Origin of the sequence: Indibacter alkaliphilus LW1 (assembly GCF_000295935.2) — a bacterium.
Lineage (GTDB): Bacteria > Bacteroidota > Bacteroidia > Cytophagales > Cyclobacteriaceae > Indibacter > Indibacter alkaliphilus.
Genome location: NZ_ALWO02000011.1, coordinates 132,065 through 158,981 on the forward strand (window position 1 = coordinate 132,065; position 26,917 = coordinate 158,981).

21 protein-coding genes are annotated in these 26,917 nt (G+C 39.2%); 9 read left to right on the forward strand and 12 right to left on the reverse strand.

Going from position 1 to position 26,917, the window contains the following annotated elements:
* The first annotated feature begins 30 nt into the window (after nucleotides 1-30).
* Both A33Q_RS01960 and pyrF read left to right on the forward strand, forming a co-directional pair.
* Entirely contained in the window at nucleotides 31-684 is a 654-nt protein-coding gene (locus A33Q_RS01960; RefSeq protein ID WP_009034164.1) for a LolA family protein, read from the forward strand.
* 61 nt (nucleotides 685-745) lie between these two features.
* Nucleotides 746-1,561 (forward strand): orotidine-5'-phosphate decarboxylase, encoded by an 816-nt coding sequence (gene pyrF, locus A33Q_RS01965; RefSeq protein WP_009034165.1) that lies wholly within the window; start codon nucleotides 746-748, stop codon nucleotides 1,559-1,561.
* 8 nt (nucleotides 1,562-1,569) lie between these two features.
* On the opposite strand, the gene A33Q_RS01970 is transcribed toward pyrF, so the two are convergent.
* Together A33Q_RS01970 and A33Q_RS01980 are read right to left on the reverse strand one after the other, a co-directional pair.
* On the reverse strand, nucleotides 1,570-2,109 hold the full coding sequence (locus A33Q_RS01970) for a septal ring lytic transglycosylase RlpA family protein (protein ID WP_009034166.1): 540 nt from the start codon (nucleotides 2,107-2,109) through the stop codon (nucleotides 1,570-1,572).
* A gap of 639 nt (nucleotides 2,110-2,748) precedes the next feature.
* Entirely contained in the window at nucleotides 2,749-3,495 is a 747-nt protein-coding gene (locus A33Q_RS01980) for a hypothetical protein (protein ID WP_152527369.1), read from the reverse strand.
* A gap of 785 nt (nucleotides 3,496-4,280) precedes the next feature.
* Here A33Q_RS01980 and A33Q_RS01985 point away from each other — a divergent pair.
* The 3 genes from A33Q_RS01985 (at nucleotide 4,281) to A33Q_RS01995 (ending at nucleotide 9,020) form a co-directional block, all read left to right on the forward strand.
* Nucleotides 4,281-5,510, forward strand: coding sequence for a metallophosphoesterase family protein (locus A33Q_RS01985; RefSeq protein WP_009034169.1), 1,230 nt, complete (start codon nucleotides 4,281-4,283; stop codon nucleotides 5,508-5,510).
* Nucleotides 5,497-8,526 (forward strand): SbcC/MukB-like Walker B domain-containing protein, encoded by a 3,030-nt coding sequence (locus tag A33Q_RS01990; RefSeq protein WP_009034170.1) that lies wholly within the window; start codon nucleotides 5,497-5,499, stop codon nucleotides 8,524-8,526. The genes A33Q_RS01985 and A33Q_RS01990 overlap by 14 nt, the downstream gene beginning before the upstream one ends.
* A gap of 77 nt (nucleotides 8,527-8,603) precedes the next feature.
* Nucleotides 8,604-9,020: a septal ring lytic transglycosylase RlpA family protein gene (locus tag A33Q_RS01995; protein WP_009034171.1), complete on the forward strand. Its 417-nt coding sequence runs from the start codon at nucleotides 8,604-8,606 to the stop codon at nucleotides 9,018-9,020.
* 145 nt (nucleotides 9,021-9,165) lie between these two features.
* On the opposite strand, the gene A33Q_RS02000 is transcribed toward A33Q_RS01995, so the two are convergent.
* From A33Q_RS02000 to A33Q_RS02045, 9 genes are all read right to left on the reverse strand, one after another.
* Nucleotides 9,166-10,359, reverse strand: a complete 1,194-nt coding sequence (locus tag A33Q_RS02000; protein WP_009034172.1) for an ATP-binding protein — start codon at nucleotides 10,357-10,359, stop codon at nucleotides 9,166-9,168.
* 209 nt (nucleotides 10,360-10,568) lie between these two features.
* Nucleotides 10,569-11,177: an alpha/beta hydrolase gene (locus A33Q_RS02005; RefSeq protein WP_009034173.1), complete on the reverse strand. Its 609-nt coding sequence runs from the start codon at nucleotides 11,175-11,177 to the stop codon at nucleotides 10,569-10,571.
* Nucleotides 11,170-12,120, reverse strand: coding sequence for a ring-cleaving dioxygenase (locus A33Q_RS02010; RefSeq protein WP_009034174.1), 951 nt, complete (start codon nucleotides 12,118-12,120; stop codon nucleotides 11,170-11,172). Before A33Q_RS02010 ends, A33Q_RS02005 begins: the two co-directional genes overlap by 8 nt.
* Before the next feature lie 58 nt (nucleotides 12,121-12,178).
* Nucleotides 12,179-12,694, reverse strand: a complete 516-nt coding sequence (locus tag A33Q_RS02015) for a YceI family protein (RefSeq protein ID WP_009034175.1) — start codon at nucleotides 12,692-12,694, stop codon at nucleotides 12,179-12,181.
* Between the two features lie 79 nt (nucleotides 12,695-12,773).
* On the reverse strand, nucleotides 12,774-13,223 hold the full coding sequence (locus A33Q_RS02020) for a MarR family winged helix-turn-helix transcriptional regulator (protein WP_009034176.1): 450 nt from the start codon (nucleotides 13,221-13,223) through the stop codon (nucleotides 12,774-12,776).
* Between the two features lie 175 nt (nucleotides 13,224-13,398).
* On the reverse strand, nucleotides 13,399-14,199 hold the full coding sequence (locus tag A33Q_RS02025) for an alpha/beta fold hydrolase (RefSeq protein ID WP_009034177.1): 801 nt from the start codon (nucleotides 14,197-14,199) through the stop codon (nucleotides 13,399-13,401).
* Nucleotides 14,200-14,244: 45 nt separating this feature from the next.
* A complete protein-coding gene (locus A33Q_RS02030) occupies nucleotides 14,245-15,837 on the reverse strand; it encodes an amidohydrolase family protein (protein ID WP_009034178.1) in 1,593 nt (530 codons plus the stop codon).
* Between the two features lie 298 nt (nucleotides 15,838-16,135).
* Nucleotides 16,136-18,655: an ABC transporter permease gene (locus A33Q_RS02040; RefSeq protein WP_009034180.1), complete on the reverse strand. Its 2,520-nt coding sequence runs from the start codon at nucleotides 18,653-18,655 to the stop codon at nucleotides 16,136-16,138.
* On the reverse strand, nucleotides 18,648-19,325 hold the full coding sequence (locus tag A33Q_RS02045; protein ID WP_009034181.1) for an ABC transporter ATP-binding protein: 678 nt from the start codon (nucleotides 19,323-19,325) through the stop codon (nucleotides 18,648-18,650). Before A33Q_RS02045 ends, A33Q_RS02040 begins: the two co-directional genes overlap by 8 nt.
* A 157-nt stretch (nucleotides 19,326-19,482) precedes the next feature.
* Here A33Q_RS02045 and A33Q_RS02050 point away from each other — a divergent pair, with 157 nt between their 5' ends.
* The 4 genes from A33Q_RS02050 (at nucleotide 19,483) to A33Q_RS02065 (ending at nucleotide 23,632) form a co-directional block, all read left to right on the forward strand.
* Nucleotides 19,483-20,166 carry an arylesterase gene (locus A33Q_RS02050; RefSeq protein WP_009034182.1) on the forward strand — a complete coding sequence of 228 codons (684 nt, stop codon included), beginning with the start codon at nucleotides 19,483-19,485 and terminating at the stop codon, nucleotides 20,164-20,166.
* A gap of 83 nt (nucleotides 20,167-20,249) precedes the next feature.
* Nucleotides 20,250-21,992: a GMC family oxidoreductase gene (locus A33Q_RS02055; protein ID WP_009034183.1), complete on the forward strand. Its 1,743-nt coding sequence runs from the start codon at nucleotides 20,250-20,252 to the stop codon at nucleotides 21,990-21,992.
* A gap of 12 nt (nucleotides 21,993-22,004) precedes the next feature.
* Nucleotides 22,005-22,712: a gluconate 2-dehydrogenase subunit 3 family protein gene (locus A33Q_RS02060; RefSeq protein WP_009034184.1), complete on the forward strand. Its 708-nt coding sequence runs from the start codon at nucleotides 22,005-22,007 to the stop codon at nucleotides 22,710-22,712.
* 191 nt (nucleotides 22,713-22,903) lie between these two features.
* Nucleotides 22,904-23,632: a hypothetical protein gene (locus tag A33Q_RS02065; RefSeq protein WP_009034185.1), complete on the forward strand. Its 729-nt coding sequence runs from the start codon at nucleotides 22,904-22,906 to the stop codon at nucleotides 23,630-23,632.
* Between the two features lie 15 nt (nucleotides 23,633-23,647).
* On the opposite strand, the gene A33Q_RS02070 is transcribed toward A33Q_RS02065, so the two are convergent.
* Entirely contained in the window at nucleotides 23,648-26,863 is a 3,216-nt protein-coding gene (locus A33Q_RS02070) for a S41 family peptidase (RefSeq protein ID WP_040489710.1), read from the reverse strand.
* Nucleotides 26,864-26,917: the final 54 nt, after the last annotated feature.

Consider the following 26,917-nt stretch of genomic DNA (forward strand, 5'->3'; position numbering starts at 1 on the left):
TTTCTTTCAAAGCTTTATTGAACCATTACCATGCTTAAAAAATCAATCCTTTTCCTACTCATAAGCCTATTCTTTGCAGGTTTTGTATTTGCACAAAAAGACCCTGCAGCAAAAGCTATTTTAGATGGAGTAAGCCAGAAATACAAGTCTTTAAAAGGTCTTCAGGCAAGCTTTGAATTTACCTATTTAGACGGATCTGAAGGAAGGGGACAGTCTCAATCCGGAGAAATCTCAATAAAAGGAGACAAATACCATCTCAAATTACCTGAGCAGGAAATTTTCAATAATGGCAAAACCGTTTGGACTTATATAGAATCAGGTGGATATAAGGAAGTTACTATCAACAATGCTTCGGACATGGAGGATGAACTTACCCCATCTTCCGTGTATACCATTTATCAGAAAGGCTACAATTACAAATTGTTGGGTGAAAAAAAAGAAAACGGAACCACAGTCCAAGAGATAGAACTTACAGCAGAGAAATCTAACGCTCCTTTTCAGACGGTAAAGCTACTCGCTGACAAAGAAAAGAAAGACTTGGTAGGCTGGGAAATCCATGATGATCAAGGTGGTGTATTCAAATACCGTTTCAAATCTGTCAACACTAGCATTGATTTACCTGAAAGCTATTTCACTTTCAATCCTCAAAAGTATGGGAAAGTAGAAATCATAGATTTGCGCTGATTAATCATTCAAAATCAGCGTAGTTTTTTTTTTATCCTTACTTTTGGGAAAAACACCCAAAATGAACAGCAAAGAACTTTTCAGCCAAATAAAATCAAAGCAATCCTTTTTATGTGTGGGGCTGGATACAGACCCTGCCAAAATTCCCCAATATCTTCAGCGGGAAAAAGACCCGATATTTGAATTCAACAAGCAGATCATTGACCATACGGCTGAGTATGCAGTAGCCTATAAGCCCAATATTGCATTCTATGAGGCTTTGGGTCCAAAAGGTTGGGAAAGCCTTCAAAAAACCCTGGAATACATTCCTAAAGAAATTTTTACCATAGCAGATGCCAAGCGGGGCGATATAGGAAATACTTCTAAACTTTACGCAAAGGCATTTTTTGAATCCATGGATTTTGACTCTATCACCGTAGCCCCTTACATGGGTAGAGACAGCGTATTACCCTTCTTGGAATTCAAAGATAAATGGGTTATTCTACTCGCACTAACGTCCAATGAAGGAAGTGAAGACTTTCAGATAATTCCGTCTTCTGATGGTGAGCTTTTGTTCGAGTCTGTTTTGAAGAAAAGCAGGCAATGGGGAAATCCAGACAATTTGATGTATGTGGTAGGTGCTACCCGAGGAGAAAACATCGCAAAAGTAAGGGCCCTTGTTCCAGATCACTTCTTTTTGGTACCGGGAGTAGGTGCACAAGGAGGAAGCTTGGAAGATGTGGCCAAATATGGCATGAGCAAACAATGCGGACTTTTGGTGAATTCTTCCCGAGGAATTATCTATGCTGGAAAGGACATGGACTTTGGAAAAAAAGCTGGAGAAGAAGCTGAAAAATTACAGAAAGAAATGGCTATACTGCTAGAAAAATACCTTTAAAAAAGAAATCAATCCAAACTCGCGGAAACACTTTTCTGAAGGTCAACTTTGAGTTCCAAGAGACTGATATCAAACTTTTTGATCTCGATGGGCTCATCGTAAACCCTTAATCTGATATCCTCAGGTTTATCGTCTTGATAATGCTCCATTAAAGCCAGGACGGTTTCCTGATCAGGAACTTCCATTTTAACTTTGACTATTCCGTCCTGAATCATGTCGAGCTTCTTGGCTGCTCCCCTGGAAAGGTCTATACTTCTTTTCGATGATTGTGGCAGTCGGTCATTGATCCTCACCCACACTTCCTTTCCATTTTTCAGGTTGGTCACTTTTAGCATGGTTCCAAAAGGAAGGTTTTTGTGCGCAGCCGTCAACTCTTCCATATTAAAGATCTCACCATTAGCAGTCTTCCTCTGATGGAATCTCTTACCGTAGTAACTGGCCACCCCTTCTTGGATGAGCAAGTCTTCATTTCCGTTTTCAGCACCATTCCCTGAAAAACCCAGGAGAGGCAAACTCAAAAGAAATATAAAAAGGCTGATTTTTTTCATATGCGGCTAATTAGCAAATTAAAGACCAATTTTTTTAAATCCAAAAATCACTTGATTTTAAACTTGATTAAAAAAAATCCAGCACCAGAAAAAGATCCTAGTTTTCTTTAATTTACCCGCTAATCTAACAGGTCTTAAATCCTTGCTCAGGTCATGAATAGCAATGCCAACATCATCCCATTAACTAAAAGGCGAAGCAATCTTTAAAAAAAAGAAGACGTTACCTGCATTAAAAAAACCAGACTTACATACCAAAGAAACTCAGACTTAATGTCGACGAAAATGTCATTGAAAAGGCAAAGACATAGGCTCAAAAAACCGATAGGAGTCTCTCCGGTGGCAGCCTTTCGGAGATGGAACCATTTTCCTAAGCAACTGACATTGCCCTCCTGGACTTTCAGGGTTTCATCGGAAGTTAAAATTTCATCCCCCGCAGACACCATTAAAAAAAGGACTGATGATTAAAAGGAAAAGAAAAATAAAGCATTTACATATTCATTTTCGCCTTTTAGAAATCAAGATCCCAATCTAGCTAATTTAATTTTTTTAGGTATGGTTGAACTTATTGCATTTGACTTACCATAATCATAGATAAAAAAAATCAAAATCCTTATGTGATTTAGTGAAGCAAACAGTACTTTATAAATTAACTGGGAAAACATAAATCCTATTAGATTCCAAGCCTTGAGCATACAAAAGAGAAGTCTTTGGATTATATTTAACAGATTGGAAGTGAAATAACTCATCTTCATTTCCTGTCTTTAATCTTAATATTTTTTCAAGATTTATTCCTTGCTCATCGGATGAGAAAAGGAGCAAATGCCTTACATTCGACCTGTCCAAACCTACAAGATCAGTAAATCCTACTAGTAATTTGTTATCAAAGCAATCTAAGCTTGTGACAATATTTTGGGAAATTCTATTCGATTCAAAATCCGGTATATTTCTTCTTTTAACTAGCAGTGTATCAAAAGCTCTTTTTAAGGGTTCATATTGTTTTAAATCAAATTGTTTTTCCACCTCCCCATCATCATTTAATAGCTCTAACTTTAGAAGAAATCTCCCTAAAGACCAAAGATGGTTTTTTTTGCAGAAACAACCGAGTCTGATTTGGTCGCTCATCCTAATTTTTCCTTCTTGGGAGAAAAACTCCTTACTTGTTTTGGTCTTACCTACTTCTAATTCTACCCAAGCTTGCCCGGTTTTCCCTTTCTCAGGAAAGATAGTATAGGCCAATTTATTCTCTTCGGATATATCAATCTTTATTCCCATGCTCGATATGGGAAATTTCTTCATACTGATCAATTTGTAATTCTCTTTATCCATTATAAAAACTCTTTGATTAGCTAATTCCTCAACAAAAAGTTCATCATCTTTAACTACCAAGTTGGTTGGGAAATCAAATTCAGGAAAACTATCCCTTCCATTGATGAATGAAATCAAATTGAGGAGAGAATCAGTTCTTAAAATCAATCCTTGATGGGCAATCGAAACAAAGACATCTACATCATCTGTAGTGATTTTGGCCTCTGTAAGAAAAATATTGTGTCGCTCCTCATCAAAAAAACCTTGTGGAGTTAGATTTAAATATTCAACATCCTCTATTCCGCTCTTTTTGTTATAACAGGAGAAGAATACAAATAATCCTAAAAACAAATATCCAAGAAAATTTCTCATAAATATATTGGGAGTTATTAAATATAAAAAATTCAGGATTGCAAAAACCAATCCTGAAGGTTATTTCTATGGAATTGCATCACAACTGGAAGAACTAAAAGATCCGTCAGAATTATAGCAATTCACATATCCAGGCCCAGAAGAACAACGTTTATTTCCGTTACAGGTAATAGTTTCTCCACCTGGGCATTTGTGTGTAGCTTGACAAGCATCTAAATTGTTGGAAAAACCGATCATTGTCATTGCGGTTAGTCCTAAAACTGCAATTAATTTTCTCATGACTTAAAATAAATTATAACCCCTTTTGCAATATGCTGGGCGGATCACCTCCCCTAAAAAGAATTGCATACCGGTATTGAAAACTTTTCGAACTAAATTTACCCCCCAGAAATAAAAAACAAGATTCCAGTAATATTTTTTTCCAACCATTCCGTTTTACATTTTTCCATTTTTTAATGTTTAAATTTAATAGAAAGACTTCCTATTTTTAAACCATGAAGATCCTCCACACCGCAGATTGGCATTTGGGAAAAAGACTTCAGGAGTATTCCCGGATCGAAGAACAAAAAGAAGTATTAGATGAAATCATTGCAATCGCCGATCGCGAAGCTATTGACCTGGTGCTTTTGGCCGGGGATATCTTTGATAGCTTCAATCCCAGTCACGAAGCCGTAGAACTGCTCTTTAAAACCCTTAAAAAGCTTTCCAATAATGGGAAAAGACCCATCATCGCAATTTCAGGAAATCACGACAGCACACAGTTTGTAGAGGCTCCTGACCCTTTGGCAAGGGAAATGGGAATCTTTTTTTACAGCCGATATGATTCCGTGATCCCTCTGGGAAAATTTGAAAACGGAATAGAAGTCCTGCAGTCGGAATCCGGCTTTGTGGAGCTCAGCTTATCCGGTCACGATTTCCCAATAAGGATCATCCTGGCTCCTTATGCCAATGAGACACTTCTGAAAACTTACCTCGGAGAAGAAGACAGAGAGCAGCAATTCAGAACTTTGCTGGCAGACAAGTGGCAAGATCTAGCCAATCAATATTGTGATTCCTCTGGTATCAATCTTTTTATCGGTCACTTTTTTTTCACTCAGGAAGGCGAACCTCTACAGCAAGAACCGGAAAGCGAAAGGCCTATCCTCCATATAGGCGGTACACAGGCTCTTTTCACCGCAGATATTCCCAGCCAAATCCAATATGCTGCTTTGGGCCACTTGCACCGGTACCAAGCAATAAGCAAAGAACCCTTCCCTGTGGTTTACTCTTCTTCACCTTTGGCATATTCATTCAGTGAAGCTGATCAGCAGAAGCAGGTAGTGGTGATTGAGCTGACACCCGGATCCAAACCAAGCTACAGCCCCATTGGACTAAAAAAAGGGAAGCCTTTATTCAGAAAAACATTCTCAAATCTGCAGGACTGCGTAGAATGGCTGGAAAATAATCCGGAATGCTATGTCGAGCTGACTTATGAAACAGAAAGTTCTATAGATGCAGATACGCGAAAAGCCATCATGAAAGCCCATCATGGAATAGTAAGCCTGATTCCAAAAATTAGCAATCCTGAATCAATTGTGAACCTAGGTATTAAATCAGAAGACCTGGAGAAGGATATGGGAAGCCTTTTTTCACAATATTATGAGTCTCAAAAAGGACTACAGCCTAATGAGGAATTATTACAGATTTTTAAAGAAATAATCAGCCAAGCAGATGATACCCATTAAACTGGAAATAGAAGGACTTTATTCTTACAAAAGCAAACAGGTCATTGACTTCAATCAGTTGACCGCAGCTGGTCTGTTTGGAATATTCGGAGCTGTGGGCAGCGGCAAATCTTCGATTTTAGAAGGAATTCTATTGGCCCTTTATGGCATTCCTGATAGGCTTTTAATAAGAGAAAGATCTAGCTTATTAAACCTGCAATCAGACAAGTTGCTGGTCAATTTCTATTTTTTTGCAGGAAAAGGAAACTCCAAGGAATATCTGGCCAGATATGAAGCAAAAAGGAATAAAAAAAATCCTGATAAAGTAGATACCGGTGATCATGGCATCTATTTAAAATCAGGAGAATCATGGGCGAGAATAGAGGAAAGTGCAGAATCCGTGGTCGGGATGAAAAAAGAACATTTCAAGCAGACCATCATCATTCCTCAGGGCAAGTTCCGTGAATTTGTCGAATTGGGACCAAAGGACAGGGCAGAGATGATGAAGGAGCTTTTCGGGCTGGAGCGATTTGACCTCTATGACAAAACGGTAAGGCTAAGAGCTGTCACCAAAGACCGAAAACTTGAACTGTCTACCCGAATAGATACCTTGGGAGAGATTGCTCCGGAATCTATACCAACTTTGAAAGCAGAACTGACTGAAAAATCAGAACTCTTGGATAAGGAAAAGGAGCTTCTGGAAGCTGCACAAAAGGAGGCAGAAAGACAGGAAAGTCTCTTTAAATCATTCGAAAACTGGAAAAACCTCAAATCCAAGTGGGAATCGATTCAGCAACTAAAGCCCTCAATGGATGAAAAGAAAAAAAAATACAGGGACTACCTCATGGTAAAATCTGAAATAAAACCTGTTTTCGATAAGCTTCAGGAAGAAAAACTGGAGGTGGAAAAATTCTCTAGAAGTGTTGCTGTATGCAAAAAGGCCAAAGCCAATTTTGAAGAAAGCATTATTCAAAAAGAAGATGAGCACCGGCAACTCCAGGAAGATGTCAACAGAAATCCGGCACGTGAAGCAAAAATCAGAGATTTCAAAAGGATAATCCTGATTAAAGGCCATTTGGAGGAAAAGGAAAAAGTGAAAAAAGTAGTCGAGGACTGTGCATTACAATCTGAATCTGCCAAAAAAACCCTGAATACCCTCAAAGCTAAAATTCAAAAAACAGAGCAAGAATCTGAGGATATCACACTGCCGGACCAACAACAGTTGACCCAGCTCAGCACGGTAAAAAACCTATGTGCTGAAGCTGAAAAAAAATCGCATGAAACAACAATGCGACTGGAGAAAGAAACGAAAGCCCTAGAAGATCAAAAATCAAAAGCCCAAAATCTGAAGTTAAATCTTCCAACAGGGTTCGAAAACTTCAAAGACTGGAGCCAAAACACTGAAGATAAGTTGTCCATTCTTGCCAAAAAAAGAGAAAAGCTTATCATCCGTATTGGCCTTCTTTCCCATGCACACACTTTGCAAAATGGTGAGCCTTGTCCCTTGTGCGGAGCATTGGAACACCCCCACCCGCTCAATCAAAGTACTGAAGACAGTGAACTGTCCGAATTGGATGAAAAAATCCAAATGGCTCAGCTGGAAATCAAAAGAGCAGGACATTTGGAAGGGGAGTTGAATCTGGTAAACCAACAAATTCAAAACCATCAAAAGAATAGTGCGCAACTGGAGGAAGAGGTAAATAAACTGAATCATGATATCAAGTCCTATCGGGAATCCATAGGCTCTTTCGGATTGTCTGATATGGAAGCTCTGGACCTGTTTCTGGATGCTGCCAAGCAAAATGCCGCCAAGAAAAACCAACTCGAAGCTGAACTGAAACGCCTACGTAAGGAAGCTGAAACAGCAATTGAGACCAAAGAAAAAGCAGACACAAAATCGCAGAATGCCAAAGCCGAGTTGGAAAAACTCAACAGCCTGATCGCAGACAAAAACTCACAGCTGGAATACCCTGACTTCAGTAAAAAATACCTGGATCAGCAAGTCACTGAACTCCAAATGCAAATCCAGAACACTGAAGCAGCCATATTAACACTCAAAAACCGACTGGAAAGTAAAAGAAAAGCACTGGAGGATGAAAGACTCAAACAATCCGAAAACCTGACAGAGCTAAGGACTTTCTCGGAAAGTCTAGAAACAAGTAAGAAAAATGTTGCAAAGCTAGAACTTGAATTTGAAAGCAGTATTCAAAAAAATGGCTTTGTCAAAGATTCCTATTTCTACCAATTATTGGAAAACGATATGGATGCTGACAAAGCCGATAAGGAAATCCGTGACTTTGAAAGGCAGCTAACCGAGACCAAAACCAGACTTGAAGATCTGGAAAAGATACCGGGACTATTGGAATTTGATCCGGATAAAAAAGAACAGGCCAACGCAAAACTCAAAGAAGTCGAAACCAAGGCCGAGGCTCTACAAAAAGAAATTACCCTGATCCATAAACAAATTGAGGAAACGGAAGAAAAACTCAAGCTGCTTCAATCCCTTCAAGAAGAACTTGACAAAACAGAAAAGCGCTTGAGTTATCTGGATGAACTGGCCAATCTCTTTAAAGGAAAAGGCTTTGTGCAATATATCAGCAGTATTTTCTTACGCGAAATATGCCATACCGCCAACAAGCGCTTTATGCAGCTTACCAAAAACAACCTGAGCATAGAAACCGACGAACAAAACACTTTTTTGGTCAAAGATTATCTGAATGGCGGAAACACACGCCTACTGAAAAGCCTTTCAGGTGGACAGACCTTTCAGGCCTCATTATGTCTGGCTTTGGCACTGGCCGAAAAAGTCAAATCCCTGAATCAGGCGGATCAGTCCTTTTTCTTTCTGGATGAGGGTTTTGGTGCTTTGGATAAAGAGTCGCTCAGGGTGGTCTTTGAAACATTAAAATCCCTGCGCCATGAAAACAGGATAGTCGGCATCATATCACACGTTGAGGATTTACAACAGGAAATAAGCGCATATGCCAGAGTGGAACTTGATCCAGAGAAGGGTAGTCAGGTAGGGTATTCGTTTTGAAATATGAGATGTGAGATTCAAAACGTGTAAAGTTTATAGGTAATAATTTTCTTACGTTTTTTGATTATTTTAAAATCATGAAATTATCAAAACTCCCCTTTTGCTCTGTTTTCCCGATATTCACCATATTTCTTTGTTTCGTGTATTGTAGCCCAAAGGAAGAAGAGATTGAAATGGAAGAAATTGAAGGAAAAGCGAGCTATTATGCACGAAGGTTTGAGGGCAAAAAAACAGCTAGTGGGGAAATTTTTGAAAACCAAGAACTTACAGCAGCCCACCGTTCCTTGCCATTCGATACAGAAGTGGAAGTTGTCAATCCAGAAAACGGAAAGTCTGTAATTGTCAGAATAAATGACCGTGGCCCATACCGCAGGGGAAAGGTCATTGACTTGACCCGGGCAGCTGCACGTGAATTAGGCATGTTGGATTCAGGAGTTATTGATGTGATTATCCGCTATCCCAAATTGGCCGAGGATATTGATAAGGGACAATAAAAAATACTTACTTCTCTTATTGAGTTATTTTACTCAATACATTGAGTAAATTTCTAAAAACACATATAAAAACCTGAATTACATGTTTTTACAAAAAAATTTTTTAAGCCATAATATAAAAAAAGACAGTCAACTAACTGCCTTTTTAAAATAAATCCACCACATCCATTTCCAAAAACTCCTGCCAAGGAATCCCTCCTCTTCCGACTAAAAAGGTCCTGTGCGGCTTAAATTTTTCTCTAAATGCCTGAAGTCTGGAGAGCTTTCCTACAGCACCCGACTTTACTTCCAGGCCAATCACCCTTTTTTTATACTCTACAACAAAATCCACTTCGTCATTCCCTTCCTTCCAGTAAAGTAAAGATAGTTTTTTATCCTTAAATGCCTGATTGATTAAATGCGCACCCACAGCCGATTCTACCCACCTTCCCCATACCTTGGGTTCTTCAAGCAGAGATTCCAGACTTTCATTGGAAATCCCGGACATAATCGCTGTATTATGCACCTGAAACTTTGGACTGGATGCACGCTTTCTGACCATATTGGGGCTAAATTTTTCCAATCCACCCAGTAATCCTGCATCATTGAGCAAATCAAGGTAATTGGCCAAAGTAGTTGTATTACCTGCTTCCGTAAGCTGCCCCATGATTTTGGTCAAGCTCAAAACCTGCCCAGAATATGCAGACCCTAGCTCAAACAATCTCTTCATCAATGCGGGCTTATCCACTCTTGTCAACATAAGGATATCTTTGGAAATACTGGTCTCCAAAAGTGAGTCTCTTATATAATTCTTCCAGCGATCTTCGTCATCCTTGAGCATTATAGCTCCTGGATAGCCCCCAAACCAAACATATTCTTCAGGACTTAAACCAAAAGCCTCCTTCATTTCCTTCAATGACCAATGGCCTAGATAAGTCGCTTCAAACCTACCCGCCAGTGATTCAGTAAGCCCTTGCTGAAGCATCAGCCTGGAAGACCCCAACAGGATTAGTCGAATGTCTATTTCCTCTTGGCTGTCTTTGTCCCATTCTGCTTTTATCTGTTCACTCCAGTTATGGATTTTTTGTACTTCGTCAATTACCAGAAGGAAAGGTTTATCAGACTGCAGGGCCTGTTGCTGCCTAGCAAGATCCCATTGCTGGGCGATCCACATGTGGTCAGTAGCAGGAACAGCATCGGCAGCAGCCAACTTGGAAGGATAATCAAGGTCTGACATGATCTGTCTCACCAAGGTGGTCTTACCTATTTGTCTTGGCCCGTAAAGCACCTGAATAAACCTTCTTGGTTCATCCCGAAGCCGGATTAACAATTTGTTTTTTTCAATCCTTTGAAACGTCATCTATTTGTAAATAAGTTACTTACAAATTTACTAAACTTATTTAGTAAATTTACTCATTATATTGAGTAAATTTTTAAAAGCACATGTAAATAATTGATTAACATGTATTTACAAAAATATTTTTAAGAGAATTTTTCCATGAAACAATAAAAAAGCCAAACCTTTTTAAGGCTTGGCTTTGTACGAAGTAAGGTAACTGCTCCGCTGTTTTATAGAATATTTTCATTTACCCAATCTATCTCTTTTTTCCTGATGGTATGCTCATAATCCTCGAAAATCAAGGTTTTGACGACTGCCCCCAATTTAGTCATCAACTTTTCGGAAGCTTCTATCCTGCTTAATGGCACATGAGGGTCCTTAAATCCGGATCCTATAAAAACCTTAGCCTGCTTAAAATCACCAGAGTACTTTTCTTCCCTGATATTTTCCCCTATCAGTCCTCCTGTAAAAGCAATTACCCCTCCATAATTTCCGGCATTTTGCGTAGCATACTCCAATGCCAGACACGCTCCTTGGGAAAAACCAATAAAAAATATCTGTTCACTTTTATAGCCATGACTATAAGCCATATTGACCATCTCGTCAATTGTTTTGATTGATTGAGAAAAGGAAGGCTCATTACTTTTATCGGGGGCCATAAAGCTGTAGGGGTACCAAGTATTTTCAGGAGCTTGAGGCGCCAGTAAAGCAAAATCCTTTAAATTCAAACTATCCTTCAATGACAAAATACTTTCGGCGGTACCTCCTCTACCATGTATCATGATAGCTACTTTTTGAGCATCTTCCAAATTTCTCCCTTCTCTTAAAACCTTACTCATATGTACTTGAATTTAAAGTTACTTTCGCTAATCTCGACTCAATTTTTTCTCTTTGCGGCTCTGCCCAATCAGGAAGTTTTAATGCCTCTCCCAAATGTGCCTCATCTTCATCAATAGCAAATCCAGGTTCGTCTGTAGCAATTTCAAACAAGACACCTCCAGGCTCTCTGAAGTAGATTGATTTAAAATAATTTCTATCCTTTACTTCGGTAACATGGTACCCATTGTTTATCAGAATCTTTTGAATCTCTTTTTGAGAAGATTCATTTGCCGTTCTAAAAGCAATATGATGTACAGTTCCGGCACTTTGAATTCCCTGTCGTCCATTTTGATCAATTACTATATCTATAATGTCTCCTGGGTTGCCTGCCGTACCATATCTAAATCTACCATTTTCATAAGCAATAAATCTATAGTCCATGAATTCGGTGAGGAGCTTTTCCGTAAGATCTTTTGATTTAAGCATCAAAGTAGCTCCAAAAAAACCCTTGATGGCATTTTCTTTACCAATATTACCTCCTATCCATCCTTTTCTGGAATCCTTATTGTTTGCAACCAGTTCAATTCCCATTCCATCATGATCTTCAAATCGGATGATTTTATCTCCAAATCTGGACAAAGGTGTCGAAGTAGGGATATTGAATTTGGCAAGTCGCTCAATCCAAAATGCCAAAGAAGATTCAGGAACCGAAAAAGCAGTATAAGTCAATTCTCCAGTACCTTTTGTGCCCTTTCTTGCACCTTCGAATGGGAATGTTGTAAATACAGTCCCTGGCGTTCCCAACTCATCGCCAAAATAAAAATGATAAACGTCTGGGGCATCGAAATTGATTGTCTTTTTCACCATTCTAAGCCCAAGAATCCCTGTGTAAAAGTCAATGTTTTTTTGTGGGTTTCCGGCAATTGCGGTAATGTGGTGAATTCCTGTTATTAAAGCTGCCATAAGGATATTGTTTTGATAAAAGGCGGGGCTTCTGGAAAACCAGAAGTCCCTAATTTATTTATTGTTTAACTAATTGAACACTCAGGATCAACTTGACTTGGTCACTTACTACCACACTTCCGGCCTCAGTGACGGCATTCCACTTCAACCCAAAATCTTTTCTGCTGATTTTTCCTTCGATTTCAAAGCCAGCTTTTGTGTTACCATAAGGGTCACCAGCTACTCCTCCAAAATCAACATCAAGTTCAACTTCCTTGGTAAAATCTCTAATTGTAAGATCTCCCTTTAATTTATCTCCATTTAAAACTCCTTCAAACTTCAAATGCGGATATTTCTCTGCATTGAAAAAATCGTCTGATTTTAAATGTCCATCTCTATCTGCTTGATTGGTGTCAATGCTATCAATTTTAGCAGAAAATGACACTTTGGCCCCTTGAAAATCATCTGAACTGGATTCTGCAGTGCCTTCAAATTCTCTGAAGTATCCTGTTACGGTAGAAATGACAAGGTGTTTTACTTTGAATGATACCTCTGAATGTGTTGGGTCGATAGACCATTTAGTTAATGTGCTCATAGCTTTTCTGTTTAATTGTTATTGTTTATTTTATTTTATATATACATTAATTGTCTATACATGAATTTGTTTAAATTTTTTATCCGCGGGATTTATCCAAAAGATTATTTAGAATTTCTACTTCTTGCTCATCAAGCTGAATGAGTTTTCTGTTCATCTCGTAGATCTGGTTCTCCAACTCTTTCAATACGTTAAGCCCCTCTTCTGTGATTCGGATATCAACCTGTCTTCTATCAGTAGGGCATTCCTCTCTAACCACGTAACCTTTTTGTTTTAATTTTTCTACCAACCTTGAAGCATTGGACATTTTGTTCAACATTCTTTCTTGAATGGAGGAAACTGTTATAGGATTGTTATTTTGACCTTTAAGAATTCGAAGTACGTTATATTGCTCCGGCGAAAGCCCAAATGGCTTGAACAAGCTACTCTGCTTACTTACAATAAAGCTTTGGGTGTAAAGTATGTTCACAATTGCTTTATTGTATACATCCTTAAAAACTTTCTGCTGAATAGCTTCCTCTATCTTCATTTGTATTTTTTGTCTATGTATTTAATGTATATACACATAAAGTAAGTAAAAGGTTTCAAGTATTCTGAATTTTTTGAAAAAATATTTTTGAGGCACCTTTAATAGTCATGAAAAAACAAATGACCTGCTATTCAGCAGGCCATTTAAATCATGATTTTAAGTTTTACTTTGGATTTTAAAACCTTTGCATCCAATCAGAAATAAGCCTGTTGATTTCTTCCGGTTTTTCTATAGAACTGCTATGTCCAGCTCCAGGAAGCATATGCAGCTCAGCATTGGGAATAGACATTTGGATGAACTTTGCCTTTTCTGGCTTAGTAGCTATGTCTTCATCACCAACCACCACCATTGTTGGACATTTTATATTTCGTATTTCTTCTTCTACTCCTTTCCTGTATATAACTGCCTCGACAGATTTGGTAATTGTTTTCTTATTGCCTTGAAGTTCCTTTATCCATTTTTTATAAGCCTGTTTATTTTCAGGATTTTCAAGCCAGCTTTCTGCAAACATTATTTTCATAACAGATTTTGCGACTGTAGGTACTACGCCGAACCATTTAACCACACCATTTAAAAACTTATATTTAGGCAAATTCTCAACAGGCTCTGAGTTAGCAGAGGTTTCTAATAAAATTAGGCTCTTGATTTTATCAGGATACCTGGATGCCAAGCGCATTCCAACAAACCCACCCATAGAAAGCCCTACAAAATGCACTGACTTTCCCACAAGTTTATTGATAAGTTCAAGTGCATCCAAAGTAAGCAAGTCCATATCATAACTACCTGCAGTTACTTCGCTCTGCCCCTGCCCTCTGTGATCATATGCAATTACAGTATGTGTCTTACTCAGATGTTTTATCTGCTCCTCAAACATTTTATGACTCCAGAGTAATCCATGGGAAAAAAGAATTACTTCAGTCCCAACCCCCTCTTTTTGATAAAAAATTTTGACATTATTTAGCTGAATATGAGGCATACGTCTGTATTTATAATTACAATTCTTTGGACTAAGACCTTATTCTTACCAATCCAAACCAGGCTGTTTTAATTTTCTTGATTCTTCCCTTGCCTTATGTTGATTGACAATATTACGAACATCTTTCAAAAGTTCTTTTGCATCATACACGACCCCATCTTTAACCGTGTATTTCACCCCTCCAACCCTTACAGGCTCATTGTCATCACCAATACGGATAGCCCCGGTCCCATATAATACTTTAAAATTCTGTAAGGGGTTTTCTTCCAAAATCACAAAATCAGCCAATTTCCCAACCTCAACGCTTCCCAGTTCTTTCTCAACCCCCAGCGCTTCAGCTCCATGCAAGGTTGCTGCTCTGAAAACCTCCAAAGGGTGAAATCCTGTTTCCCTCAAAAGTTCCATCTCCCTGATGTAAGCAAAACCATACAGTTGATAAATAAACCCTGAATCCGACCCGGTAGTCACTCTTCCACCACGATTTTTGTATTCATTGACAAAGGTCATCCATAGTCTATAATTTTCCTTCCATTGAATCTCATCATCTGTTGTCCAATCAAACCAATAGGACCCATGAGACTCTCTGCTCGGCTTATAAAATCTCCACAATGAAGGCAAAGTATATTCTTCATGCCATTCAGCTCTTCTTGCCCTCATCAAATCTCTATTGGCTTCATAAATATTAAATGTAGGGTCTAGGGTAAAATCCAAATCCAAAAGTTCCTGCATCACTTTATTCCAATGTTCGGAATAAGGTTCTGCTGCCTGTTTCCATAATTTCCCTGCTTCTGAGAACCTGTGCTGCTCGTTCTGATAATTGTAATCAAGCCTATAATCTTGGATAGTTCTGTCAGCCAAAAGAGCCTCCGGTAAGCCATACCAATGCTCCATACTGGTCAAACCTGCTCTAGCGGAATGTAGAACATTCCATCTGGCCACGTCCATTTGGGCATGGTGCATGGCAGATCTAAGTCCTAACCTTTTGTTTTCTTCCAAAGCAGCTTGCATTACTTCAGGCTTGGCTCCAAAAAACTTGATCCCATCTGCACCCTTATTTTTGTTTTCATTTACCCAGGCCTTGGCTTCTTCTGCATTCGTAATTGTTTTACCTGCATTTTGTCCAAACACTGTATAGGCAAAGATTCTTGGCGCAGTGATGGTATTATCTAAAGCCTTTCTCTTATGTTCTAAAACCCAATCCAAACCATTCCCTGCGGCAGGCTCTCGGATTGATGTAATCCCATGAGCCATCCAAAGCTTGAAAACGTATTCTGCTGGAGTTCCTTGGCCTGCCCCTCCAATATGGCCATGCATATCAATAAAACCTGGTAAGAGATAATGACCTTCCAAATCCATGACTTTATCATTCGGACCAGCCACCGGTCGTCTTTCTTCTTTGATCGGTAGACCTGGATAACCAACGACTTTTACTTCTTTAATGATGTTTTTTTCTACAACAATATCGACAGGCCCTATAGGAGGCGCTCCTGTTCCATCAATCATGGTCACGCCTCGAATAATCAATTTATCATAAGGTCCATCGCCTTCTGATCTTTCGGGAGAAGGCATAACTTGGGCGTTTAAAGTTAAAAAGGCTGAATAAAAAAACAGTAAAAGGATTAGTCTGGATTTCTTCATAGGATAGTTTTTGTTAATACCATTAAATTAGCCCAAATCGATACAATAAAAAAACCGCTTATACATTTTCAGTCTAAGCGGTTTAAAAAGCTTTTAAATGCTTCCAAATTCCCAATAACATACCTGAGACCTAAATTGCCTCTGAGCCCAAAACCGTCATCAAAGAAAAAATTGGGGGTTGGTTCCAATAAAATTCCTGTGGTTCTCCGTAGGCTTAACCATAAGACCTTCTGGAAGTCCAGTCCGAAAATCACCAAACTCAAGGTGTCCCAGATGAAGAATTCTATCAAATTATAAACTACTCCCTTAATATTTCCATTGGGGGGCTTTTGATGATTTTGCTTCCATTTAACCATCCTAGAACAACAGTAAGGGAAGTAATTGCCAAATAAACAATTACCGCTTCCTTAAGCATTGGCCTGAAAGGTAATTGGAATACAAATTGGCTCAAAAGAAAAGCTGCTAAATAAGAAAGCAAAATGCCACTCAAAGAAGCCAAAGAACCTAAAAAGAAATACTCTAAAGTATTGATGGTGCTTACTTTTCTTGAACTCGCTCCCAAGGTCCGTAACAAAATACTTTCTTTCATCCTCTGGTATTTGCTAATAATGAGCGAACTGATCAAGACCACAACCCCTGTAGCTATACTAAAAAATGCCATAAACTGAATCACAAAAGCAATTTTGGAAAGAATATCTTCCAAGGTTTCTACAATAGCTCCTAAGTTCACAACAGATATATTAGGGAAAACCCTCACAATCTCCGCTTGTACATTGGCAGCTTGCCTATCGTTTTTGGTTTTGGTAATAACTACATGAAACTTTGGTGCATTATCCAAGACATTTTCCGGAAAGAGTACCAGAAAATTTGTGGACACTTGATTAAACTTCACATCTCTGAAGCTCCCCACATAAGTTTTGATAGGCCTTCCCTGTACGTTGAAAATAATTTCATCTCCAAGGCTGATCCCCGTTCGTGAGGCATAACCCTCATCAAATGAAACAAAGATAGAGTCCCCCGGGCTTTTGACTTTCCTCAATTGTCCTTGAATAAGTCTTTCAGAGGCAATCAATGTATCTCTATAAGTGACTCTAAATTCTCTATTGTAAAGCCCTCTTGATCTTCTATCCTCGTCTGGCAAAGTATCATTAGCCTTTCGGTTTATTCCATTAATTGACTCCAGGCCCATAGTCACTATAGGCACTTGCTGCAGAATGGGTAAATCCTTACTTTTTATGGATTCCACAACTGCATCCACTTGGTGAGTTTGAATATCAAAAAGCAACATATTAGGTTGATCCTCTTTATCCGCAAATTTCACCTCATCCAACAACTGACCCTGTATAAAAAACAGTGTACTGATCATCGCTGTACCCAAACCAATAGTAGCAATTAGAGAAATTGTCTGATTATTGGGCCTATATAGATTGGAAAGAGATTGCCTCAAGGTGTATCTCAATGAAATAGGCAAAAAACGTCGTATGGCCCACATAATCAGCATAGCTACAGACCAAAGCGCTAAAAAAGCAAAAATTATAAATCCAGTAAAAGCTGCTGCTGTTTTCCAACCATTGAGAAGGTAAAAGCTAAATCCGAAAATAAACAACAGTATTCCAAAAATCACAGCCCATCTCAACTTGTCATTTCTCAACTTAGTCTCAGTACCTTCTGTCCTCAAGGTAGCCATAGGAGACACCTTTCTTATCTTCAGCAATGGCAATAGCCCAAAAAGCAAAGAAACAAACAAGCCTGTAATCAGACCAAAAAACACACTGATCCAAGCGATCCCAATAGACACCTCCACCGGTAAGAAGTCAGCAAATACCAAAGGAAGTAAATATTGTAATCCGGAACCTAAAAATGCACCAAGCATCGAGCCAAGTAGCCCCATAATAAGTATCTGCAGAAGATAAATTTTCATGGCAACCCAAGCTGTAACCCCAATACATCTTAAGACTGCTACCGAAGCCAACTTTTCCTTTACAAAAACATTGACTGCAGAAGCTACCCCTACACAGCCCAGCAAAAGCGCTATAAACGCAACTAAACTCAGGAAATTGGCCAAGTTTTCAAATGATCTACCTGTCTGACTTCGCCTTGACTCAACAGTTGTATTTCCTATTTTTTCTTCCTGCCATTCCTCCTCAAATTTTTTGACAATATCATCTACCGAAGTAGCTTCCTCAAGTAAATAATACCTTTGATAATTTAACCTACTTCCATATTGGATTAATCCTGTGGCTTCGGCATATTCCATGGGGATATAAACTGCCGGCGCAACTGTCGCAGTAATACCAGTCTGACCTGGTACTTTTTCTAACTCTCCCTCTATGACAAATGTTAATTCCCCTACTTTGATGCTATCACCGACCTCAGCATTAAACTGAGCCATCAACAACTTTTCTACGAGTGCCTTTCTACCTCCCTGTCTAAATGTACTTTCCGCTTCCTTGGGTACAGTTTCCAATTCTCCATAAAAGGGAAAAGAACCTTTCAGAGCCCTTACTTGGGTAAGGCGGCTTTCACCTGTTGCCGGGAAAGCTACCATACTCGCAAAATTCACCTCTTCAGACACCTCCAAAGCTATAGAGTCTATTTTCTGAATGGATATAGGTTGATTGTTATTCAGCACCAAATCTGCTCCCAACAACTCTTTAGCCTGGCTATCAATGTCTTTGCTTAAATTATCACCGAAAGAGCTTATTGCCACCAAAGCAGCAATCCCAATTACCATTGCAGATACAAAAAGCATAAGCTTTGAGAAATTTTTTCTAAAATCCCTCAAAGCCATTTTCAAAATCCAGCGATTATCACTCATCTATAGCCTCCTGTATTTTCCCTCCTTTGATTCTGATTATCCTATTGGTTTTCTTAGCCAACTCCGGATCATGTGTCACCAAAACAAGCGTAGTACCTTGTTCCCTGTTCAATTCAAAAATCAGATCCTCAATCATCTCTCCGGTATCTGTGTCCAAGTTGCCGGTAGGTTCATCTGCAAAAAGGATTTTTGGCTCATTTGCAAAAGCTCTTGCGATAGAGACTCTTTGTTGCTCACCTCCAGAGAGCTGAGTGGGATAATGCGACATTCTCTCCTCTAGACCTACTTTTTTCAAAAGGGAAGTAGCCCTTTCTTTGGCATCCTTTCTTTTTTTCAATTCCAAAGGAACCATTACATTTTCCAAAGCAGTAAGTGTTGGTAAGAGCTGGAAATTCTGAAAAATAAACCCAACATCCTGACTCCTCACCATAGCCCTTTCGTCTTCAGAAAGATCTTCCAGAGCCTTCCCATTGAGCTTGACAGAACCCTTGCTTGCTGAATCCAGCCCTGCACACAAGCCTAATAGCGTGGTTTTTCCGCTTCCTGAAGGTCCCACAATCGCAATACTTTCACCTTGCTTAACCTGAAAATTGACTTCATCCAGTACGGTCAATACCCTATTCCCGCTTTTGTATGTTTTTGAGACTTGATCAACTGATAGAATTGACATATATATTTTTATAAAAAGATCGAATGATTGCCTTTAACCTTAATACTGTTAAATTGTTGATTGAATATAATGGTTCATTTTCAATGGACCTATTGTTAAAATAGAATATCCTTAGAATTCAACCTAGAATGGTGAATTCAACTAAACTAAAAAATCCATGATTAAGAGAGTTGCTTGCTATTCGTTTTTATTATTCTTTTTCCTGCTTTCCTGTGGGCAAAATAATACAAAGGAAACTGTTCAAACTTCTCAGCCGGTTGAAAATCCAACTCAAAAGCCAATAATTCTATTTTTTGGAAATAGCTTGACTGCAGGCTATGGGATTGAAGAGGAGGATGCTTTTCCTGGGCTGGTAGCAGAGAGATTGGACAGCTTGGGATTAGACTACCTTGTAATCAATGGAGGCTTAAGTGGCGAAACCACAGCTAGTGGAGTGAGTAGATTAGACTGGTTTCTAGAAGAAGAACCGGAGATTTTCGTGTTGGAACTTGGAGCAAATGATGGTCTAAGAGGGATTTCGCTTGAGGAAACAAAGAAAAATCTAAAAGCCATCATCACATCTGTCAGGTCCAAGTACCCTGACACAAAAATCCTACTTGCAGGAATGCAGATCCCCCCAAATATGGGACAGGAATATACAAATCGATTCAGAGAAATATATCCTGAAATCTCTCAAGAAGAAAATGTCAATTTGATTCCTTTTTTATTGGAAGGTGTTGCTGGGGATCCTGACTTGAATCTCAGGGATGGAATCCACCCAACAGAAGAGGGGCATAAAATAGTTTTAGAAAATATTTGGCCTCACTTAGTTCAACTGATCGAAACAGAAGGAAACATCTAGAAAAGTAAGGATTTTTTAAAGTCCATTTGATTTATAAAAATTTTTATGGAACTTTCTGGCGTATAATAAAAAATTCGCAAAACATGAGTTTTGAAATCAAATCCACAGGAGATACCTATGACGTGATCATTGTCGGTTCGGGTGCCGGAGGCGGAATGGCTTCCAAAATTTTATCGGAAGCGGGACTTTCAGTTGCCGTCTTAGAAGCAGGAAAAGATTTTGACCCTGCTAAAGATGAAGACAGAACCCAGTTGAGACCACCTTGGGAATCCCCTCGAAGAGGTGCTGGTACTAGGGTCAGACCATTTGGAGATTTTGATCAAGCCATAGGTGGCTGGGACATAGAAGGAGAGCCATATACCAGATCAGCAGGTACTTCTTTTGACTGGTTCAGATCAAGAATGGTAGGTGGCAGAACCAATCATTGGGGTAGGATTTCCTTGCGATTTGGTCCAAACGATTTCAAAAGAAAAAGTATTGACGGAATGGGAGATGATTGGCCGATTGGCTATGATGACCTCAAGCCATACTATGATAAAGTTGACAAGCTTATTGGAGTTTTTGGAACAAAGGAAGGCATCTTTAATGAGCCTGACGGTTTTTTTCTCCCACCTCCAAAACCTAGACTTCATGAGCTATACATCATGAAAGGTGCTAAAAAGTCCAACATGCCTGTAATTCCGGGCAGACTTTCTATGCTCACAAGACCTATCAATAATGAAAGAGGTGTCTGTTTCTTTTGCAACCAATGCAACAGAGCGTGCCAAGCATATGCTGACTTTTCGTCTGGAACATGTTTGGTCAAACCTGCTATGGCCAAAGGCAAGGTTGACTTATTCACCCAGGCTATGGTACGTACAGTAACCACAGATGATAAGGGAAATGCTACAGGTGTATCTTTCATCAGCAAAATAGACATGAAAGAGTACAAGCTTAGGTCAAGAGTAGTAGTTTTGGGAGCCTCAGCCTGCGAGTCTGCAAGGATCATGCTCAACTCCAAGTCTAATTCACACCCGAATGGTGTTGGAAACAGTAGCGGAATGGTAGGCCGTTACCTTCATGATTCCACCGGAGCAGACAGGATGGGAATTATGCCTGATCTTATCGACAGAGAAAGGTACAATGAAGATGGTGTAGGTGGAATGCACGTCTATACGCCATGGTGGCTGGATAATAAAAAACTTGATTTTGCAAGAGGATACCATATTGAATACTGGGGAGGAATGACCATGCCATCCTACGGTATTGGGTTCTCAATGGATACGATGAGAAAACATCTCAAAGATGAATTTGGTAACCCAAGCCCCAATGGAGGTTATGGAGAAGGCTTGAAAAAAGATATCAGAAGAATCTACGGATCTACTTTAGGTATGTCAGGAAGGGGTGAAAGCATTCCTCAATATTCCAACTATTGTGAAATTGACAATAACGTAGTAGACAAATATGGAATCCCAGTCTTGAAGTTTCATTACCAGTGGACGGATCAGGAGGTAAAACAGGCCAAGCACATGCAGGATACTTTTGAAGAGATCCTCACTGAAGCCGGGGCAACACTGTTAGGTAAAAAACCTGGACCGGAAACCATGTATGGACTTGCAACACCGGGTAGGATTATCCATGAGGTAGGGACTACAAGAATGGGAAATAATCCCTCTTCCTCAGTATTGAACAGCAATTGCCAGGCACATGACTGCAAAAATCTATTTGTGGTAGACGCAGGGCCATTTGTATCACAAGCTGATAAAAATCCAACCTGGACCATTTTGGCACTGGCTTGGAGAACCTCCGACTATATAGTAAGCGAATTGAAAAAGAAAAATATCTAAACTCCAGGACCAATGAATAGAAGAGAAAACCTAAAGCTGCTGTTTACCGGTACACTAGCCTCTGGACTATTGCTCACCAACTGTAAGCCTGAGGATAAACAAGCTGATTTATCACCTAAAATTAGTGGAGGAACACCTGGAGGAAGAATTGAAGAGGAAGTTCTAAGAGATCAGCGATTGCTATCAGAAACTTTCTTTTCGGAAGAAGAAAAGAAAAAACTGAATGTATTGGTTGACATCATCATACCTGCTGATGATGAGTCTGGCAGCGCAACAGATGCGGGCGTGCCTGATTTCATAGAATTTATGATGAAGGATTCACCTTCTTATCAAACACCTGTGAGAGGAGGTTTGATGTGGCTTGACAGCTATAGCAATGATCATTACGGTAAACTCTTTCTAGAGCTTTCTGAAAAGGAAAGAATTGAAATCATTGATAAAATAGCATGGCCTGAAAAGGCAGCTCCCGAAATGAAAAGCGCTGTTACCTTTTTTAATATTCTAAGAAATCTTACAGCCACAGGTTATTTCACCTCTGAAATAGGCTTTGGCTATCTTGGATATAAAGGAAATACACCCAATGCCTGGGATGGAGTACCCGAAGAAGTAATGAAAAAGCACGGGGTAGAACTTCCTGAAAAATATCTAGCTCATTACCTCAAGCCTGAAGAAAGGGGTATAGTGGCCGTTTGGGATGATGAAGGAAATCTTATCGGCTAATTTTAGTCACCATATTTATAAGAAGGCCCATCTCTGTTCAGGAATTGGGCTTTTTTTATTTTTCTCTACAAGAAATAAAAAATTACGGACTAAGCATGAGTAAGTTATAACTAAACCGTGATTATTTTTCGCTTTTTCACTTATATACCTCTTTGTTTTTCCGTATCCTATATCAACCAATTGAATTATAAATGAACAATTTTAAAAAATCCATCCCACTTTTATTTATTTTGGCCTACTTCACTATCAACAGTACGGCAGAGGCCCAACTCATCAGTAAGTATGATAACCTTCAAGGGTTTACCAAGACAGAAGACATCATCATTCTAGATGATTTCAGCCAAGTTGACGGTTTGATCAAAATAGGAGAAGCCTATTCAAAAGCAAGGGGTGTCACTATGTTTTCATCGATGAACAGTCTTAATGTAAGAGCAAAGAGAAAATTATTGGAAGAAGCCACCGTGAGAGGAGCCTCACATGTTTTGATAACCCATAAAATTCCCGATGATGGAGTTGGATTGACCTCAATTTTTATGGGCCGATTATTTAGTTACCAAGCTATATTTTATAAATCTGAGGATAAAATTCTCAGTGAGGAAAACATAAAACCCATAATTGAAGGCAAAAGATTTGTGAACTCACAAAATATGACTACTAATCGAAATACATTTGGTGCAAATCATTCCAAAATGGCTTCGGGAAAACTGCTGACAATAGATGCTAATGCGGAAATAGTCTCAAAGAACAAAAAGGTCTATATTGAATTTAAAACACGTAAACCGACAGGAATTCTCGTTTCCAATACCTTTGAGGTAATCGGAGCAAATGAAAATTTCATCCTTCTTTTTGAGGAATTGACTGCCGAAAAAAAATACAGAGCTTTGCTTATGAAAAGAGAAAATAAAAAAGGAGGGAACTAATCCCCCCTTTTTTACTTATTTTATTTGACCAATCAACTCTTTGACTGCCGCCTCTATTTGTGCATCTTTCCCAAATAACACTTCTTCAAAAGGAGTAGCCACCTTGATATCCGGCTCTAGTTGCAAGTTTTCTAAGGGTCTATCCTCTTCTATTCCATAGAATGCTATCATCGGAATTCCAAATACTATGGTGGGATCAATCTGAGTTTCCCACCAAACAGCAGTACTTGTCCCAGGCACAGGCATTCCAATCAATTTACCAATTCCTTTGGCTCTGTAAGCATAAGGAAAGGCATGCGCATCGGAATAATTACTCTCACTCATTACGACTACACTTGGCCTTGACCACTTATCTCTAGGCTCCCCTCCCCTCGCTACAAAACCATAAGGTCTAAAAGTTGCGTAAGGCTTACCATCCAGGAAGGTGGAAAGGTCTTCATGTAACCATCCCCCACCATTGAACCTGGTATCAACTATGAGTGCTTCTTTATCGGCATTCTTTCCTAATACCTCATCGTAGACGGTACGGAAGCTGTTATCATTCATACCCTGAACATGGACATATCCTATCCTTCCATCGCTCAGACTATCAACCATAGCCCTCATCGTTTTTACCCATCTTTTGTAGAGAAGTTGGTTTTCTGCTCCTTGTGAGATTGGCTTCACCGTCTCCTCCCACCTGGAGTTTGCCTTTGGGTCAAAAAGCGAGATCAATACATTTTTACCGGCTTTTCTATTTAGGGTTTTATTCCAATCCAAGGAATGGTCAATTGTAACTCCGTCTATCTTTTCGATAACATGCCCGGCTTTGACTTTAATTCCCGATTTATCCAATGGACCTCCATTGATCACTTCTGTGACCTTTAATCCGCTTTCTTTTGAACTTTCATCAAAGAACAGTCCCAAAGAAGCTGTTTGGTCTCCATTATCAGGTCTATGAGAATACCTGCCTCCAGTATGGGAACCATTAAGTTCACCAAGGATTTCACTGAGCAATTCCTGAAAATCGTAATTATTGTTGATATGGGGTAAAAATCTGGAGTAGTTTGCTCTATACATATCCCAATCTATATCATGCAGATCAGGGTCATAAAATTTCTTTCTCACCTGCCTCCAGGCATGATGAAATATATATTCCCTCTCTGCAGTAGCATCCAAGACCATCTCTTCACTTATCCCTATATTGGAAACTTTACCACTTCCTGTATCAATTTTTGAAAGCCTTCCATTAGCGAGTACAAAAAGGTTCTTCCCTTCTTTATCCAGCTCTACTCTGCCCGGTCCTGAATTGGTTTTAGCCAATGACTTGAGTTCTTTTGTTCTCGTATCAAATACCCAAACATCATACTTATCTTCAAAACTGGCCATAAAGTAAAGCTTATCCCCATCAGGAGACATATCAAAAGATGACAAATTCAAAGACCCTGTAGTCAACCTTAATTTTCTATCTTCTAAGCCTTCTAAGTTCAATTCCAGAGTTTCGCTATCCTTTTTATCGTCCGATTTTTGATCGTCGTTTTCCTTCTTTTCCTGGTCTTTCAAAAGATCATACTCTGCTTTACTCAGCTTGAATCTGTCAAATGCGGATTGATCGAAGAAAAGTGCATAGATATCCAGTTCCCGCGCCCCTTGTAAAGCAAGAGGTTTTTTACCATCCCTATCATTGGTCCAAACCAAAGCTTTTCCATTCAAAGCAAATCGACCTCTACCATCTGAAAACCCACTATTAGTCAAGTTAACACCTTCCTTTTGGCCCAATGCATCATAGAGGACCATGTGACTTGCTCCATAAAGTCCCAACGCATTTTTTGCAACGATCCATTTACTGTCTGGACTCCAAGTGAAGTCCTGATCACCATCAGCATATGAAAAATTTTCGCCTGCAGGAATTATGGTTCTTGAGGTTTTATCTGAGAGATTAAAAACTTTCAAAATGTTTCTTTCTTCCAAATAGGCAATCTCTTTACCATCAGGAGAAACCAAGGGCTGGAATTCATCTTTATCTGTGGCAATTACCGGCTCTTCATTAATCAAAGTCGCCGCAAAAAAATAAGGTTCTTCACTCCTTGAAATAGATGCTTTGTAAATATCCCAACTTTCACCTCTTTCTGTAGAGTAAAAAAGACTTCGACCATCCATTCCCCAGCTCAACATTCTTTCCTGTGCTGGGGTATTTGTGATTCTTTTGGTTTGATTATTATCTACTGACGTGACAAAAACCTCTCCTCTGAATATAAATGCAATTTCTTTCCCATTTGGTGACAACACCATTTCAGTTGCACCGCTGTTGACAGAAACTATTTTCTCTTCTTTACCTTTGAAGTCTCCAAAAATCTCAATGTTTAATTTTTGCGGTTTTTGCCCTTCTTTCAAGGTATAAATTTCCCCATTCCAAGAAAAGCTAAGTAAGTCTTCATTTGATCTACTTAGATGTCTTACAGGGTGTTCATCAAATTCCGTAAGCTGAACTTCTTCGCTACTTGACAGGTTCTTTTTAAAGATATTCTGGGCACCATTTTTTTCGCTAAGATAAAAAACCGACTCACCATCTTGAGAAAACAGTGGTTCCCTATCTTCTCCTTCGAAATCACTCAACTGCATGTAAGTCTGATCTTTGGTATTAAAAACCCATACATCACGAGTTACTGAAGATGTATGTCTTTTTCTCCATTCGTCTTCATAACCTTTTCTATCCTGAAAGACTATCCTTTCGCCTTTGGAATCAAAAGAAGCATTCTGCATACCTGCCGTGGAGAGAAGTACACTTCTTCCCCCTTCTACAGAAACCGAGTACAACTTACCAAAAAGCCCTTTGTTTGGGAATCTTACTGAAGTATGAAGGTCATTTCTAGGAGAGCTAAAAATCACATGTTCGCCATCCGGGGTAAAATCCCAAGGAAAATCATTTCCTGAATGATAAGTCAGTCGCTTAGCTTCACCACCTGAGGAAGGCATGATGTAAACATCAAAATTCCCATACCTGTCGGTGGCAAAAGCAATATGCTTACCATCAGGGCTCCATACTGGCATGGCATCATGAGCTTCGTGTAATGTGAGTGGGGTGGCAATACCACCTTTTGAATTGACTTTGAACAGATCGCCCTTATATCCAAATACGATTTCTTTGCCATCAGGAGAAATCGCCGGATACCGCAACCATAAAGGGTTTGTTTGTGCCAATGCCGCCCATTGAAAAGATAAGACAATGATCAATATGCTAAATACTCTCATAATTATATTTGGATGAATCTGAAAGATAAAGAAGTCAAAGCCATTGTCCCAAAA